This window comes from Clostridium sp. AM49-4BH (assembly GCF_003478335.1).
In the GTDB taxonomy this organism is placed as follows: domain Bacteria; phylum Bacillota; class Clostridia; order Lachnospirales; family Lachnospiraceae; genus Butyribacter.
The window spans coordinates 1-16,465 of record NZ_QUFB01000010.1 but is presented as its reverse complement, the minus strand read 5'-3'; the positions used below and the strand labels follow the sequence as shown (position 1 = coordinate 16,465).

The following is a 16,465-nucleotide window of genomic DNA, read 5'->3' as shown; positions in this document are numbered from 1 at the left end:
CGGACAGAAAAATTCATGTTCCTGTCCGTTTTCCCTATCTAATATAGACAACCCTACGAATGGGGCATTGAGAGGTTGGAGGTTTCGATGAAACATAATTATTTAAAAGGAATCTGTGGTCTGCTTATGATAGCTCTTGTTATCGTGAGTTTACCGAAAACAGTGATGGCGGATGCCGAAGTGAAGGAAGAGGATACAAGCTATGATCGCTATATCGCTTTTGGAGAGGATCTGTCTAAAAGTGAAAAGCAGAAGGTCATGGATTCGTTTGGTATTACAAAATCCGATTTAAAAAATTATAAAACGATTAAGATCACAAACAAAGAAGAACATGAATATCTTGGTGATTATATTGCATCTTCCGTGATCGGAAAGCGTGCTCTGTCTTCTGTAATGGTCGTAAAGACCGAGAAGGGCAGCGGAGTACATGTAACAACGGATAATATCAGTTATTGTACGTCTGGTATGTATACCAATGCGCTTGTAACCGCGGGATTGGAAGATGCAGAGGTCAAAGTTACCGGACCGTTTAAGATTTCCGGAACATCTGCACTGGTTGGTGCTATGAAGGCATATTCTGTTATGACCGGTAAAGAAATTTCAGAAGATACGATGGATGCAGCAACGAATGAGCTGGTGGCTACTGCTAATCTTGCAGAAGCGGTTGGTGATAGTGATAAGGCAGAACAGTTGATCGCAGCCGCCAAGGAAAAAGTATTATCCCAGCGGTTGACGAAGCGTGAAGATATAAAAAAAGCAGTTGAATCCTCTGCTAAGGAACTGGGTATTGAGGTTCCGGAAGACGAGGTAGACAAGCTTGTTACTATGATGCAAAAAGTATCTAAAGTGGATGTTAATGTGGATGCATTGAAGAAACAGGCGGGTGAGATTTATAATAAATTGAAAGATGCAGGAATCGATCTGTCAAATGTGGATACAAAGGGTCTTGCACAAAAGATAGGCGATTTCTTTGCAAATATATTTGAAGCGATCGTACGTTTCTTCTCTGGATTATTTGGATAAGAAATGTATGCAGAAATGGAGGTAAAACGATGGCAAATGTAATCTCGGATGAAACAATAGAGTACGTTGGTATTTTGGCAAAATTAGAGCTTTCCGAGGAAGAGAAGGAAAATGCCAAAAAAGATATGGAAGAGATGTTGGATTATATTGACAAACTCGGTGAGCTTGACACATCCAGTGTAGAGCCGTTGTCACATGTATTCCCGGTTCATAATGTATTTCGCGAGGATGAAGTGAATGAACACGATGGACGAGAAAACACATTGGCAAATGCACCGGAACGCAATGGAGACAGTTTCGTAGTGCCGAAAACTATTTTGGGCGATTAGTATAAAACAGAAATGGAGGAAAAAGCATGTCTTTAATGAGTTTGACAGCGGCTGAGCTTGGCAGAAAAATTAAATCAGGTGAAGTGACAGCAGTTCAGGCAGCGCAGGAAGCACTTGATGCGATCGCAGCCAAAGAGACTGCAGTAAATAGTTTTGTTACGGTTGTGGACAGGGATAAGGTTTTGGCACAGGCAGAGAACGTGCAAAAACAGATAGAAGCCGGAGAATATGCAGACAGCCCTTTGGCGGGTGTACCGGTAGCAATTAAAGATAATATGTGCATAGAGGGAATACTTACAACCTGTAGTTCGAAGATCTTAAATAATTTTTATCCGACGTATACGGCAGAGGCAGTTTTGAACTTGCAGAAAGCAGGGGCCGTCATTATTGGAAAAACAAATATGGATGAGTTTGCCATGGGAAGTACAACAGAAACTTCTGCTTATGGCGAGACCAAAAATCCTTGGAATACAAAGCATGTGCCGGGAGGTTCGTCCGGTGGTTCTTGTGCCGCTGTTGCAGCGGAGGAGTGCTCTTTTGCCCTCGGTTCAGATACCGGCGGATCTATTCGCCAGCCATCTTCCTTCTGTGGCGTAACAGGTATTAAGCAACTTACGGAACGGTATCGCGTTATGGATTGATCGCATATGGATCTTCGTTGGATCAGATCGGACCGGTTGCCAAGGACGTTACAGACTGTGCAATGATCTTAGAAGCGATCGCTTCTCATGATCCGAAAGATTCCACTTCCGTACAGCGTGATGATCTGAGATTTACAGATGCTTTGGTAGATGATGTGAAGGGAATGCGCATTGGTATTCCGAAAGATTACTTTGGCGAGGGTCTTGATCCGGAAGTGAAAGCTGCTGTGCTTCAGGCAGCCAAAGAATTAGAAAAGAAAGGTGCTATTGTTGAAGAGTTTGATCTTAGCTTAGTAGAGTATGCAATTCCTGCATACTATGTCATTGCCTGTGCAGAGGCAAGCTCGAATCTGGCACGTTTTGATGGTGTGAAATATGGTTACCGTACGGATGCTTATGAGGGGTTGCATCAGATGTATAAGAAATCCCGTTCAGAGGGATTCGGCGCAGAAGTAAAACGTCGTATCATGCTTGGGTCTTTTGTACTTAGTTCAGGCTATTATGATGCCTATTATTTGAAGGCACTTCGTACCAAAGCGTTGATCAAAAAGGCGTTTGATGAAGCATTTGCTAAATATGATGTGATCTTAGGTCCGGCTGCACCGACGACGGCACCGGAGCTTGGTAAGAGTCTGAGTGATCCGTTAAAGATGTACTTGGGAGATATTTATACGATTTCTGTAAATCTTGCAGGTCTTCCGGGAATTTCTGTTCCATGTGGCAAAGATTCGAAAGGTCTGCCGATCGGATTGCAATTGATCGGTGATTGTTTCCAGGAGAACAAGATCATTCGTGCAGCATATGCATATGAGCAGACAAGATCGTATGAGCATAGTCCGATGGCATAATCGGTGAGAAAAGAAACGGGGAACGATACTTTGCTACAAGGTATCGGAAGAAATATAATGGAGGACAGATCATGAAACAATACGAGACAGTCATAGGATTAGAGGTTCATGTGGAGTTAGCGACCAAGACAAAGATCTTCTGTTCCTGCTCTACAGAATTTGGCGGAGCACCAAATTCACATACATGTCCGGTATGTACCGGAATGCCGGGTTCTTTGCCGGTATTAAATAAAAAAGTAGTAGAATATGCAGCAGCAGTTGGTCTTGCTACCAACTGTACGATCACACAAAATTGTAAGTTTGACCGTAAGAACTATTTCTACCCGGATAATCCACAGAATTATCAGATATCGCAGCTTTATCTTCCCATCTGTCGTAATGGTGGTATTGAGATTGAGACAGAAGATGGTGCAAGAAAGACAATTGGTATTCATGAGATCCATATGGAGGAAGATGCCGGTAAATTAGTTCACGATGAGTGGGGCGAAAACTCTTTAGTTGACTTCAACCGTTCCGGTGTGCCGTTGATCGAGATCGTATCAGAGCCGGATATGCGCTCAGCGTCAGAGGTGATCGCCTATTTGGAAAAGCTGCGAATGATCATTCAGTATTTGGGTGCATCTGATTGTAAACTTCAGGAAGGTTCGATGCGTGCTGATGTCAATTTATCCGTGCGTGAAGTAGGAGCAACAGAGTTTGGAACGAGAACGGAGATGAAAAACCTGAATTCTTTTAAGGCAATCGCACGTGCGATCGAGTCCGAAAGAGAACGTCAGATTGATTTGATCGAGGCTGGCAAAGAGGTTGTTCAGGAAACCAGAAGATGGGATGATGCGAAGGAATATTCTTATGCAATGCGTTCTAAGGAGGATGCTCAGGATTATCGTTATTTCCCAGAGCCTGATCTTGTGCCGATCATTATTAGTGATGAGTGGCTGGATGAGATCCGTGCAAGACAGCCGGAATTGCAGGAAGAGAAGCTGGCGCGTTATATGGACGAATATAAACTTCCGGAGTATGATGCTAAGATTTTGACCGGCAATAAGCATTTGGCAGATCTGTTCGAAAAGACGACAGAAATCTGTCATGTACCGAAGAAAGTTTCTAACTGGCTTATGGGTGAGACGATGCGCCTGATGAAAGATGCAGATCTGGAACCGGAGCAGTTATCGTTCTCTCCGGAAAATCTTGCCAAGTTGATCGGACTTACGGAGGAGCGCGCAATCAATAGTTCCGTTGCCAAAGAGGTGTTTGAACACATATTCAACGAAAACATTGATCCGGTGCAGTATGTTGAGGAAAATGGTCTTCGCACGGTTGCAGATGATGGAGCACTTCGAGCAACCATTGAGGAAATCGTATCAAATAATCCGCAGTCTGTGGAAGATTATCGTGCCGGCAAGAAAAAAGCGATCGGCTTCTTAGTGGGGCAGACAATGAAAGCAACACAGGGGAAAGCAGATCCGGGAATGGTCAATCAGATTTTGACAGAGTTGTTACAGGGGTGATCTGTGCACACCAGATAGATCCCGTAAAACCTTAGTGTGCAGAAATGAGGAGTGTCGTGAGTACAAATAGAGTGGAACAACGGAGAAGCAAACGAATACCGACCAAGATGAATTTGGAAGTATCTTCTCTGTTTAAGCAGGATAATGTCAAAGTTAATAATATTAATGCACCAATTGAGGTGATTGATATTTCAAAAGACGGCATTGGATTTTTATCATCGAGTATGCTTCCAATTGGATTTTATTTTAATGCCAGATTGGAATTTGAGAAACACGATCGTTGTTTGAATTGTGTTGTGCGTATTATTCGTCAGGCGGAGTATGCAGATGGTGTTTTCAATTATGGTTGCGAATTTGTAGGGATGGCATCCGTGTTTGATTATATTTTTGAAGAAATAGAACAGAGCGCAGAATGATCTACGCTCTGATATCAAAGGAAAAACGTTTCATTTCTTCTGTGGCATTGGTTTTGATCCGGGTGTTCAAAAAGTCATCCATCGAAACCGGTGCCTCTTCTTGTTTTGTTACTTGAATATTCGTTTGATATCCCATATCTGCTAAATTCTGTGTTAGAAGTGCTGCATTTTTACGGAGCAGCTCCACGCTAAATTCGTCGTCAAGAGAAAGTTGGCGGCAATGTTTTGATGATCCTTATCGAGTCTGATCTCCAGTTTTCCAAGATGTTCCAGATCCAAATGGAGCAGTACACGCATCTTTTCCGGATTTGCCTGCCGTTTTTCTTTTTGCGTGTAAACATATAATTCACTGCCTGCCGTCTGACTTGGCAGTTTGATCGGCAGTTGCAGATAGGTGAACGTTTCGTTTAGTTCTTTCATAAATTGTATATTACTTTGTATATCGTGCGCATTTTGCTCGAATTGTCTGGAGTCTGAGCCGGAAAGGGAAGAACCGATCAACTGTTCTAATGAATGCATTTGAGACTGGATCTGTTCCAAAAACATACCCGGCTGTCCCTTTTGAGATAGATGATCGGGGGTGATACTCCAGTTATTTTCCAAACTTTTAGCAAATAATGACGCAAATTCATCAGATCGCAAAACTTCTTTTAGTAATGAAGGATCCGAAAGAGAGATAACATTTCTGAGTACATGCATTGTTTCCTGAATAGAAGCATTGCCGGATAGGATCTGTGCCAAAAAAGATGGGCTGACCGGCAGCTTGCTAAGCAGTGCTGCAAATGAAGATCTTGCATCCTCGGATAACACAGAACGCACCAGTCCTCTGGCAGAGGCATCCGTCTCAGTCAATTCCGACAGTGAACGAAGCAGAGTCTCGTTATCTGTATTTTCTTCCGTAACCGATGTAGACTGTCCTGCACGGAATTTTCCAAGTGTATCCGATAAAGAATGGCTGACGGTATCTTGTAGGGAATGAAATAGTTTGGATATACCTGTGTTTTCCGTCTCTGTGGACGATGCCTTTGCATCAGTCGGGATATTGGGATCCTCAGACACATTTTCCGACTCTTCGGAACTTTGTTGCTCCGCAACGGCCTTTTGAGCTGCTATAGCATCTTTGACAAGCTTGAGGGCATCTTGAACAGACAGTGTGCCATCAGAGGCAGCTTTTAATATCTGTTCCGGAAGTTCTGTTTGTGATAATAGCGTGAGAAGGGTTTCTTTATCCTGTTCAGACAGAGATGAAACCGTCAAACCATCCCAGGTTTCCGTGAAAAGTGGTTGGGCGATCTGAAGACATTGCTTTGCAAAGTCTGCTACCAATGAAGCAGAACCATTTTCGGACAATGCCTGAAGCAATACGGGAAGCTCTCCGGCAAAGTTGTTTAATTGCTCTGTCAATGTATGGATTCCCTGCCTGTAATTGCCAAACTGCTCGAGACTGTCCGGGGTAACAGGCATCATTAAACGCTTCATTAGAGCGAGAGTACCCATATCGGTACTCTTCATATCGAAGGCCTGCTGCATTAACTGCTGGATCGCTTCACGATTGATCGGCATCAGATTATCCATCAACGCTTTAACGGCAGCCTGATTATGCTCTGAAGCGGGGAGTCCTGCTTCCTGCAGTGCCTTATTGATCAGCGTTAATTCATTTTCCGTATAACCGCTTACGGGAGATAGGATAACACCGGCCGGAGATAATCCATCCAGCTTAAAGGCAGCAGTTTGTCCGATTGATAATAAGGAACTGTCAGAAATCTGACCGCGTATCATTGTATTGTTTTCTAAGGTAAGGGTAATCTCGTTACCGGTAAGATCCGATATTTCGCCCTTGATCACATCGCCCAGCTGCAGACTGGTGGCAGCTTTTACAACGCCAAACTGTCCGGATTTTTGAACAGAGGGCGCAGAAGCATTCCCCGGAACATTGCCACGGCGAACTCCGTTACCGGTCATAGCAGAGGAAGACGTGTTTGTGCTGCGGGACTGCGAAGTATTATTCGTATTATAAGGATTAATGCGCGAGTGATCCATTTTTTTGTCCAACCTTTCTTATTTTTATTGTTCTCGTCTCTTATTATATCGGTATGAGCAAAGAATTTCTATAGAAAAACCTTTGTAGGTAATTTTTTTCGAAAAATACAGAAAAATACTTGACAATAATCATGTAGAGTGCTATCTTACCTATAGATGTTAGCACTCCATTATAAAGAGTGCTAACAAAACAGGAAGGAAGTGATACGGTGGAACTGGATGAGAGAAAGCTTAAGATACTGCAGGCGATCATACGAACTTATTTAGATACCGGAGAGCCGGTTGGTTCGCGAACTATCTCCAAGGATACGGATCTTCACCTCAGTTCAGCGACCATTCGTAATGAAATGTCAGATCTGGAGGATATGGGTTATATTTTACAGCCACATACTTCTGCAGGACGGATTCCTTCTGACAAAGGATATCGACTTTATGTAGATACCATGCTGGAAGACAAGACGCACGAGGTGGCGGATCTTAAAGATGCTTTGGAAGAGAAGGCAGACAAGATGGATCTTTTGCTGAAGCAGGTTGCAAAGTTTTTGGCAACTAATACCAACTATGCGACAATGGTTTCAGGACCGCGTTACCAGAGTAAAAAAGTCAAGTTCATTCAGCTGACGGAAGTTGATGAGAACAGCTTGCTGGCAGTTATCGTACTCGATAACAATCACGTGAAGAATCAGATGATACGCATTAATGAGCCGCTTGATCCAGAACGCGTCGCCAAGTTAAATTTTGTGTTGAACACAGCACTTAATGGTTTGGACGTGACGGAAATGAATTTAGCACTGATCTCTCAGATCAAGGCGCAAATGAAGAGCGACAGTACTGTGATCGATTCTGTGCTGGAAGTGATCGGTAATGTGCTTACGAGTGAAGATGATCCGGAAGTGTATACGAGTGGTGCCACAAACATTTTGAAATATCCGGAATTGTCAGATAAGTCCAATGTAGAAGATCTGTTGGTTGCATTCGAAGAGAAGCAGGAGATCGGACATTGGCTGGAAATTCCATCAACGAATACGAAGCCTTCCGAAGAAAGTCATGATATTCAAGTGTATATCGGTGATGAGACACAGGTGGCATCCATGAAAGACTGTTCTATGGTTACCGCAACCTACCGCATTCATGAAGGTGTGTATGGTAAGATCGGTATCGTAGGACCAAAGCGTATGAATTATGATAAGGTCGTTGGAACGCTGCAGTCGCTTATGGCGCAGCTTGATGACATATTTAAGGACCAATAAGCAGAGAGGTGATAACGAAGTGGCAGATATGAAAGATAAGAAAGAAGAGACAATCCATCAGGAAGAGGAAGCTGTAAAAGCAGAGGATGTAACAGAAACTGCAGAGACAGCAGAGAGTGCGGAAAGTACGGAAACATCGGAGGCTGAGCAGGCACAAGAGAGTGCCGGAGAAAAGAAATCTTTCTTCGATAAGAAAAAAGATAAAAAGACAGCAGCCCTGGAAGAAAAACTGGCAGATCTTGAAGACAAAAGAGTTCGCCAATTGGCAGAGTTTGAAAATTTCCGCAAGCGTTCCGAGAAAGAAAAGTCTCAGATGTTTGAAATGGGAGCAAAGAATGTTGTAGAAAAGATGCTTCCGGTGATCGACAACTTCGAGAGAGGTTTGTTAGCAGTTGCTGAGGAAGACAAGGAGAGTCCATTCGTACAGGGAATGGAACTGGTATATAAACAGATGCTCACTGCGTTTGATGCTCTTGGTGTAAAGCCGATCGATGCAGTTGGCAAAGAGTTTGATCCGAATCTTCACAACGCAGTTATGATGGTTGATGATGATGCGCTGGAGAGTGGCACGGTAGCCGAGGAAATGCAGAAAGGCTATATGTACAAAGACAGCGTTGTTCGTCATAGTATGGTAAAGGTAGTTAATTAAGGGAATATCCCTGAATTTTATGTTAAATGAGCAAGAATATGCATTGCATTTTAGGAGGTAATTACTATGAGTAAGATTATTGGTATTGACTTAGGAACAACAAATTCATGTGTTGCTGTTATGGAAGGTGGAAAACCGGTCGTAGTAGCCAATACAGAGGGAGCCAGAACAACACCGTCTGTTGTTGCTTTCACTAAAAATGGTGAGCGTTTGGTAGGTGAGCCTGCAAAACGTCAGGCAGTTACAAATGCTGACAAGACCATTTCTTCTATTAAGAGACATATGGGTACAGATTATCGCGTAACAATTGATGATAAGAAATATTCTCCACAGGAGATTTCCGCAATGATCCTGCAGAAGTTAAAGGCTGATGCTGAGGGCTATTTAGGTGAGAGCGTTTCCGAAGCTGTTATTACAGTTCCTGCATACTTTAACGATGCACAGCGTCAGGCAACCAAAGATGCAGGCAAGATCGCCGGTCTTGATGTAAAGCGTATCATCAACGAGCCGACAGCTGCTGCATTAGCATATGGTTTGGACAATGAGAAAGAGCAAAAGATCATGGTATACGATTTAGGTGGTGGTACATTTGATGTATCTATTATCGAGATCGGTGATGGTGTCATTGAAGTATTAGCAACATCCGGTGATAACCGTCTTGGTGGTGATGACTTTGATGAGAAGATCACACAGTACATGATCGAGACATTTAAGAAAGAAAACGGTGTTGACTTATCCAATGATAAGATGGCACTTCAGAGATTAAAAGAGTCTGCAGAGAAGGCGAAGAAAGAACTTTCCTCTGCAACAACAACAAATATCAACCTTCCGTTCATCAGCATGAACGAGAATGGCCCACTTCATTTTGATATGAATTTAAGCCGTTCTAAGTTTGATGAGCTGACACATGATCTGGTAGAGAGAACAGCTACACCGGTACAGAATGCACTTAGAGATGCCGGAATCACGGCTTCTGAGCTTGGTCAGGTATTGTTAGTCGGTGGTTCTACCCGTATCCCGGCAGTTCAGGATAAGGTAAAACAGCTTACCGGACATGATCCAAGTAAGTCATTGAACCCAGATGAGTGTGTTGCATTAGGTGCATCCGTTCAGGGTGGTAAGCTTGCCGGAGATTCCGGAGCAGGCGATATTCTTCTTCTTGATGTAACTCCACTGTCTTTGGCTATTGAGACAATGGGCGGCGTAGCTACAAGATTGATCGAGAGAAATACAACAATCCCTACAAAGAAGAGCCAGATCTTCTCAACGGCAGCAGATAATCAGAGCGCTGTAGACATTAATGTATTACAGGGTGAGCGTCAGTTTGCCAAGGATAATAAGTCACTCGGTCAGTTCCGTTTGGATGGTATCCCACCGGCAAGAAGAGGTGTTCCACAGATTGAAGTTACGTTTGATATTGATGCCAACGGTATTGTAAATGTATCCGCTAAGGATCTTGGTACCGGCAAAGAGCAGCACATTACGATCACAGCTGGATCTAACATGTCTGATGATGAGATTGAGAAAGCTGTTCAGGAAGCAGCTCAATTTGAGGCTGAGGATAAGGCTCGTAAAGAAGCTGTTGATACAAGAAATGAGTCTGATAGTCTTGTGTTCCAGACACAGAAAGCATTGGATGAAGTTGGCGATAAGATCAGTGCTGACGAGAAAGCACAGGTTCAGGCTGACATTGATGCTTTGAAAGCATTGGTTGAGAAGACAGATGCAGAGAATGTTTCTGAGGCTGACGTTGCAGAGCTCAAGGCTGCAAATGAGAAATTGATGCAGAGTGCACAGAATGTGTTCCAGAAGATGTATGAAGGTGCACAGGCAGCAGGTGCAGGTCCTGATATGGGTGCAGGCGCAGGCCCGGATATGGGCGCAGGTGCTGCAGACAATGGTGCAGATGATGATGTGGTAGACGGTGAATACCGTGAAGTATAAAAGCAGGAGTTTAGAAAATGGCAGAGAAGAGAGATTATTACGAGGTATTAGGCGTAAGCAAAACCGCTTCCGATTCGGAAATTAAATCGGCATATCGTAAATTGGCCAAGAAATATCATCCGGATATGAATCCGGGTGATAAAGAAGCGGAGGCAAAGTTTAAGGAAGCTTCTGAAGCGTATGCCATTCTAAGCGATGCAGACAAACGCCGCCAGTATGACCAATTCGGTCATGCAGCATTTGATGGTGGTGCCGGTGGTGGAGCAGGTGGATTCGATTTTAACGGATTTGACATGGGAGATATCTTTGGAGATATTTTTGGAGATTTCTTTGGTGGCGGCGGAAGAAGCCGTAGTGCCAATAATGGTCCGATGAAAGGGCAGAATGTGCGTGTATCCGTACATTTGACATTCGAAGAGGCATGTTTTGGCACTGAAAAAGAGATTGAACTGAATATTAAAGAAGACTGTGCAAAGTGTCATGGAACCGGTGCTAAACCGGGAACACAGCCGGAAACCTGCAGCAAGTGCGGCGGCAAGGGTCAGGTTGTATTTACACAGCAGTCATTGTTTGGCGTTGTGCGAAATGTTCAGGCATGTCCGGACTGCCATGGCACTGGCAAGATCATTAAGGATCGTTGCCCGGATTGTGGCGGAAGTGGTTACATTAGCCGCAGAAAGAAAATTTCTGTCAGCATTCCGGCAGGAATCGATAACGGACAGAGTATTCGTATTCGTGATAAGGGAGAACCAGGTATCAATGGAGGTCCAAGAGGCGATTTGCTGGTACAGGTTATTGTTGGGCGTCATCCGATCTTCCAACGTCAGGATTATGATATTTATTCCACAGCACCGATCACGTTTGCGCAGGCAGCATTGGGTGCAGAAGTGCGTATCAAGACGATCGACGGAGACGTGATGTATACGGTAAAACCGGGAACGCAGACAGATACAAGAGTTCGCTTGCGTGGTAAAGGTGTTCCGACAACACGGAATAAACAGGTACGCGGCGATCATTATGTAACGTTGGTGGTTCAGGTACCAACAAAGATGAACGCTGAGCAAAAAGAACTTTTGAAAGCTTTTGATCAGGCAATGGACGGGAAGAAGGAAGAAGAACCGGAGACTGGTCATAAGTCTCACAAAGAGAAGCGAAGTCCATTCAAAAAGAAGAAATAATGGTTTGCAAATTAGAAAATAGGCATTCACACATATGGTGTGAATGCCTATTAATTGTTTCAAAAAATAATCTGTCGTTATAAAAATCTAAGAAACAACAGTCGATTCAATTTCCGGTTCGATAGTTTCCTCAGCAGGCTCAAAATCTGTGATGGGCTTTGGATCAGCATCAGGTTCTTCCGTATTATCCGCTAACAGTGATTCAATTTGATCCTGCGTGATCTCATCAGAAACTTGTTGAGTTTCCGGATGCGGTTCCTTTGTGATCTGAGCGTGCTTCTGCTCCTGCAACTGAATATGAAGAAGGAGTTCATCAATCTCATCATCATGATTGTTGATCGTCAGCGGCTCTGTTTCGTTGTTACAGAGATAGTATTTAATAATCTTGCCGGTGCTCAATCCGATCTTTTCAGCATTACAGTAATCAGAATCCCGCTGATAGGAAGGTGATCATACATGGTGATCGGATAATCTAAGCCGGTCTCATATTTTAAGGAAAATGGCAATTTTGTTATCACGTTAAGCACTCCTCACAGGCTTTTCAAAATTTAGCAGTAGATCCTATTCACAAAGAATAAAATTTCTGCAAGTACTATTATATCGCAGAAATGAGAAAGATGCAATTAGCTGTCCAAAATTCAAAAGCGATGTTTCGGAACTATTGTTTGACTTTTTTTGGGGGTATGATATAATTAGCAATGATATTCTGGATTCGTATGCAATACAGAATAAACAGATAAAACAATGGTACAAAAGTTGTACATGATGAAGGAGAGCAAGTCAGTTATGAAAAAGTATTTGAAAAACTTTCTGCGATATAAGTATTTGCTGACAGAGTTGGTAAAGAAAAATATCAAGTTGAAGTATCGTCGTTCTTATTTGGGTATTTTATGGACGCTGATCGAGCCATTGCTTACGATGCTTGTATTGACGTTGGTGTTTGGTACATTCTTTGGTAACAACGATGAACAGTATCCTGTATATATCCTGTCCGGACGATTGTTATATTCCTTTTTTTCATCCGGCACGAAATCCGGTCTTCGAGCGGTCAGCGGTAATGCTGCAATGATCAAGAAAGTATATGTACCAAAGTATATTTATGTATTATCAACGGTCATATCGAACTTTGTTACATTTTTGATCTCACTTGTTGTGTTAGTAGGAGTGGGTGCCGTTCTTCATGTACAGCCTACCATTTATGTAGTTCAGGCAATTGTACCGCTGTTTATCTTACTGATCATGACAACGGGTATCAGTATGATCTTAGCGACCTTAAATGTATTTTTCCGTGATATCGAGTATATTTGGTCGGTATTTACCATGTTGATCATGTATGCATCTGCTATTTTCTATCAGCCGGACCGCGTCATCAATACAGGTAATGGATGGATATTTGGTGTCAATCCGGTATATATGTGCATTTCCAACTTCCGTGAGGCAGTATTGTACGGAACACCGTTAGATGCACATTACTGCATTACATCTGCTGTTATTTCAGTAGTATTGTTGATCGTTGGTATTTTGTTCTTTAACAAGAAACAGGATGAATTCATTTTGTATGTATAAAGATAATGCTTGAGAGAACATTGTATTACAAAATTTAATGAAGTGAGCGGCATGGGATAAGGCGGTTGTTCACAGATACTTGGAAAGGAATGGTTGTTATCGTGAAAGATAATGTAGCAGTTAGCGTAAAGAACGTAGGAATGTGTTTTAATCAGAGCCAGGAAAGAGTAGATAATCTCAAGGAATATTTGATCAAATTTGTGAGACGCGATCTAAAATACGATGAGTTTTGGGCTTTGCGGGATGTAGATTTTCAAATCAAAAAAGGAGAACGACTTGGTGTACTTGGTTTGAATGGATCCGGTAAAAGTACGTTGCTAAAGGTTGTATCCGGAGTATTAAAACCAACGGTTGGTTCGGTACAGACGCGAGGAGTATTGGCTCCGCTGCTGGAGCTTGGTGCCGGATTTCATTCAGAGTATACAGGACGCGAGAATATCTATCTGTACGGAGCGGTGTTGGGATATTCCAAAGAGTTTTTAGATGAAAAATTTGATGAGATTGTCGACTTTTCCGGATTGGGAGAGTTCATTGAGGTCCCGATCAAGAACTATTCTTCCGGAATGAAATCCAGACTAGGTTTTTCAATTGCAACAATTGTAGAGCCGGATATATTGATATTGGATGAGGTATTGTCTGTCGGCGATAAGAAGTTTCGGACAAAGAGTGAGCGAAAGATCATGAGTATGTTCGAAAAGGGTGTAACCGTACTTTTTGTATCACATTCTTTGGAGCAGGTTTGTCGTTTGTGCGACAAAGCGATCATTTTGGATAGTGGTGTTCTGGTTGCTAAAGGACCGGTAGATAAAGTAGCACGTATATACAAAAACATGACAGAATAAAGAAAACATCAGGGAAAAGTTTTTGGCAGTCATACAGGAGGGGTTATTTACAATGAAAGTTAAGCGTTATGTTAGCTTTTATATTCTGCTTCCCATTGTTTTGGAATTTTTGATTGAAGCATTAAGCCGAAAATCAATGATTGCGGCTGTAAAATATGCCATAAATAGTCCGTTGCTTTTTGCGTTTAATACGTTGATCATTATGCTAACGCTTTCTATTGCAATGTTTTTTAAGCGTGAGGTGTTTGCTTTGACCACAATTTCTGTGGTGTGGATTATTTTTGGTATTGTTAATTTTGTAATCCTGCATTTTAGAGTCACACCGTTTTCGGCGGTTGATTTTACATTGATCAAGAGTGCGATCAGTGTATCATCTCATTATTTGAACCTATTTACGATCGCAATGATCATTGTTGCAATATTCGTTGTTTTAATAGGTCTTATCTGTTTGTTTCGAAAAGCTCCTGTGAATGAGCAACATGGACATCGAAAGATCATCTTTTCGATTTTGTGTTGTCTTACACTTGGCGTGGCAATTATTGCCCTTCATCGCTCAAGTAATTCGGTGCAGGCACTTTCCACACATTATACAAACATTTCAGAGGCCTATGAAAATTACGGTTTTGCTTATTGCTTTGCAAATAGTATACTGGATACCGGAATAAAAAAGCCGGAGGATTACAGCAAGCAGTCTGTGAAGAAGATTACAAAAGCACTGAAAGATGAAAAAAATACAGACAAACGGCCGAATATTATATTTATTCAGTTGGAGTCATTTTTTGATGTAGGTTATGAGAAAAATCTGCAATTTTCAGAAGATCCGCTACCGGTGTTTCATAGCTTGCAGAAAAAATATAGTTCAGGTTTAGTTACGGTGCCGACGGTTGGTGCCGGTACGGTAAATACGGAGTTTGAAATACTTACAGGAATGCGTCAGCACGATTTTGGGGTGAGTGAATACCCATATAAAACAGTGCTCAAAAGCAAGACGTCGGAAAGTATCTGTACAGACCTGAAAAAGCTGGGATATTCGACGCATGCTGTGCATAACAATGAGGCGACGTTTTATGGTCGCAATACAGTTTTTTCTAACATTGGATTTGACACATTTTGTTCTATGGAATATATGAATGGATTGACGGATAGTCCAAATGGCTGGAGTAATGATGATGTATTGTCGCGGGAGATCATGAAAACTCTGGATTCGACATCGGGACCGGATTTTACGATGGCGATCACGGTGCAGAGTCACGGAAAATACGATGGTATTGCGTTAGATGACCCGACGATCAAGGTTACTGGTGCGCCAGAAGGAAAAGAGCAGGCATATGAGTATTATGTGAATGAGATCCATGAAGTGGATAGAATGATCGATACGTTGATCAAAGAGTTGTCGAATCGGAAAGAAGAGACGGTATTGGTTTTGTATGGAGATCATTTGCCAAGCTTGGATATTCAGAAAGACGATCTGAGTAATGCCAATCTTTACCAGACGCAGTATGTCGTTTGGGATAATATGAATCTTAAGAAAAAGACGAAAAACCTGCATGCATACCAGTTGTATGCAGAAGTCTTAGATCGTATACAGATTCATGAAGGGATGATCACTAAATATCATCAACAGACAAAACATCGTTCCAAATTGTATTTGACAGGTCTCACTACATTGTCTTACGATCTGTTGTATGGTGATAATTATGCGTATGACGGTGAAAATCCGTTTAAACAGACGGAGCTTCAGATGGGCACAGAGCCGGTGAAGCTAACTTCGGTTCAAAAGACGAAAAGTGGCTACCGGGTAGTTGGCAGCGGTTTTACACCATATTGCAAAGTGTATTATGATGGAACGTTGGTGGAATCCGAATGGATCAGTTCGGAATGTTTGCAGCTTCAAGATGAATTCGAACTGGACGAAGCAGATAAAAAAGATTCCGGGGAGCCGGAAACAGAAGTTACGGAGCCGAGAGATGTACCAAATGCTTTTGTAGTAGAAGTGCAGTCTGATGACGGTGTTGTGCTATCAAGTACACAGGCATATCCGGCGTCTCAGGTAAAAAAATAAAATAACGTGTATTTAAGATAATGAGTCAAAAGACAGTGCACATATTGGTGCACTGTCTTATTTCATTGCATGTAAAAAGCTGTTATGTGGTGGAACATTGCAAAACGCTGGTTTTGCCTTATTTCATTGTATGTAAAAGGCTGTTATGTGGTGGTAACATTGCAAATCG

The 16,465-nt window shown here is 42.4% G+C and carries 15 protein-coding genes and 1 pseudogene; 12 read left to right on the top strand and 4 right to left on the bottom strand.

All coding sequences use genetic code 11. From position 1 onward, the window contains the following. Positions 1-87: 87 nt before the first annotated feature. The 5 genes and pseudogenes from DW981_RS04395 to DW981_RS04375 all read left to right on the top strand — a co-directional run bounded on the left by DW981_RS04395 (position 88) and on the right by DW981_RS04375 (position 4,765). On the top strand, positions 88-1,023 hold the full coding sequence (locus DW981_RS04395) for a DUF1002 domain-containing protein (RefSeq protein ID WP_118506907.1): 936 nt from the start codon (positions 88-90) through the stop codon (positions 1,021-1,023). A 29-nt stretch (positions 1,024-1,052) separates the two neighbouring features. Further along, positions 1,053-1,352, top strand: coding sequence for an Asp-tRNA(Asn)/Glu-tRNA(Gln) amidotransferase subunit GatC (gatC, locus tag DW981_RS04390; protein ID WP_022025464.1), 300 nt, complete (start codon positions 1,053-1,055; stop codon positions 1,350-1,352). A 26-nt stretch (positions 1,353-1,378) separates the two neighbouring features. After that, positions 1,379-2,841, top strand: a pseudogene (gene gatA, locus DW981_RS04385) (Asp-tRNA(Asn)/Glu-tRNA(Gln) amidotransferase subunit GatA). Between the two features lie 71 nt (positions 2,842-2,912). Further along, positions 2,913-4,349, top strand: coding sequence for an Asp-tRNA(Asn)/Glu-tRNA(Gln) amidotransferase subunit GatB (gene gatB / locus DW981_RS04380; protein ID WP_022025462.1), 1,437 nt, complete (start codon positions 2,913-2,915; stop codon positions 4,347-4,349). Between the two features lie 56 nt (positions 4,350-4,405). Continuing rightward, positions 4,406-4,765, top strand: coding sequence for a PilZ domain-containing protein (locus DW981_RS04375; RefSeq protein WP_243034655.1), 360 nt, complete (start codon positions 4,406-4,408; stop codon positions 4,763-4,765). Between the two features lies 1 nt (position 4,766). Here DW981_RS04375 and DW981_RS15885 read toward each other — a convergent pair whose 3' ends face one another. Together DW981_RS15885 and DW981_RS04370 are read right to left on the bottom strand one after the other, a co-directional pair. Further along, positions 4,767-4,901: a hypothetical protein gene (locus DW981_RS15885; protein WP_279220177.1), complete on the bottom strand. Its 135-nt coding sequence runs from the start codon at positions 4,899-4,901 to the stop codon at positions 4,767-4,769. A gap of 17 nt (positions 4,902-4,918) precedes the next feature. Continuing rightward, positions 4,919-6,805, bottom strand: a complete 1,887-nt coding sequence (locus tag DW981_RS04370) for a hypothetical protein (protein WP_118506904.1) — start codon at positions 6,803-6,805, stop codon at positions 4,919-4,921. Between the two features lie 209 nt (positions 6,806-7,014). Here DW981_RS04370 and hrcA point away from each other — a divergent pair, with 209 nt between their 5' ends. From hrcA to dnaJ, 4 genes are all read left to right on the top strand, one after another. After that, the gene (hrcA, locus tag DW981_RS04365) at positions 7,015-8,055 is read left to right on the top strand and encodes a heat-inducible transcriptional repressor HrcA (protein WP_022025459.1); all 1,041 of its coding nucleotides are present in this window, start codon (positions 7,015-7,017) and stop codon (positions 8,053-8,055) included. Beyond that, positions 8,033-8,704, top strand: coding sequence for a nucleotide exchange factor GrpE (gene grpE, locus DW981_RS04360; protein WP_347474503.1), 672 nt, complete (start codon positions 8,033-8,035; stop codon positions 8,702-8,704). The genes hrcA and grpE overlap by 23 nt, the downstream gene beginning before the upstream one ends. A gap of 66 nt (positions 8,705-8,770) precedes the next feature. Further along, positions 8,771-10,648: a molecular chaperone DnaK gene (gene dnaK, locus DW981_RS04355; protein WP_118506903.1), complete on the top strand. Its 1,878-nt coding sequence runs from the start codon at positions 8,771-8,773 to the stop codon at positions 10,646-10,648. 17 nt (positions 10,649-10,665) lie between these two features. Continuing rightward, entirely contained in the window at positions 10,666-11,826 is a 1,161-nt protein-coding gene (dnaJ, locus tag DW981_RS04350; RefSeq protein WP_022025455.1) for a molecular chaperone DnaJ, read from the top strand. Positions 11,827-11,913: 87 nt separating this feature from the next. On the opposite strand, the gene DW981_RS04345 is transcribed toward dnaJ, so the two are convergent. Both DW981_RS04345 and DW981_RS15880 read right to left on the bottom strand, forming a co-directional pair. Continuing rightward, positions 11,914-12,225, bottom strand: a complete 312-nt coding sequence (locus DW981_RS04345; protein ID WP_118506902.1) for a hypothetical protein — start codon at positions 12,223-12,225, stop codon at positions 11,914-11,916. Continuing rightward, a complete protein-coding gene (locus DW981_RS15880) occupies positions 12,222-12,344 on the bottom strand; it encodes a hypothetical protein (protein ID WP_279220176.1) in 123 nt (40 codons plus the stop codon). Before DW981_RS15880 ends, DW981_RS04345 begins: the two co-directional genes overlap by 4 nt. Positions 12,345-12,612: 268 nt before the next feature. Here DW981_RS15880 and DW981_RS04340 point away from each other — a divergent pair, with 268 nt between their 5' ends. The 3 genes from DW981_RS04340 to DW981_RS04330 all read left to right on the top strand — a co-directional run bounded on the left by DW981_RS04340 (position 12,613) and on the right by DW981_RS04330 (position 16,296). Continuing rightward, positions 12,613-13,392, top strand: coding sequence for an ABC transporter permease (locus tag DW981_RS04340; RefSeq protein ID WP_022025453.1), 780 nt, complete (start codon positions 12,613-12,615; stop codon positions 13,390-13,392). Positions 13,393-13,481: 89 nt separating this feature from the next. Continuing rightward, positions 13,482-14,234: an ABC transporter ATP-binding protein gene (locus tag DW981_RS04335; RefSeq protein WP_022025452.1), complete on the top strand. Its 753-nt coding sequence runs from the start codon at positions 13,482-13,484 to the stop codon at positions 14,232-14,234. Between the two features lie 52 nt (positions 14,235-14,286). Further along, the gene (locus tag DW981_RS04330; protein ID WP_118506901.1) at positions 14,287-16,296 is read left to right on the top strand and encodes an LTA synthase family protein; all 2,010 of its coding nucleotides are present in this window, start codon (positions 14,287-14,289) and stop codon (positions 16,294-16,296) included. The last annotated feature ends 169 nt before the right edge of the window (positions 16,297-16,465 follow it).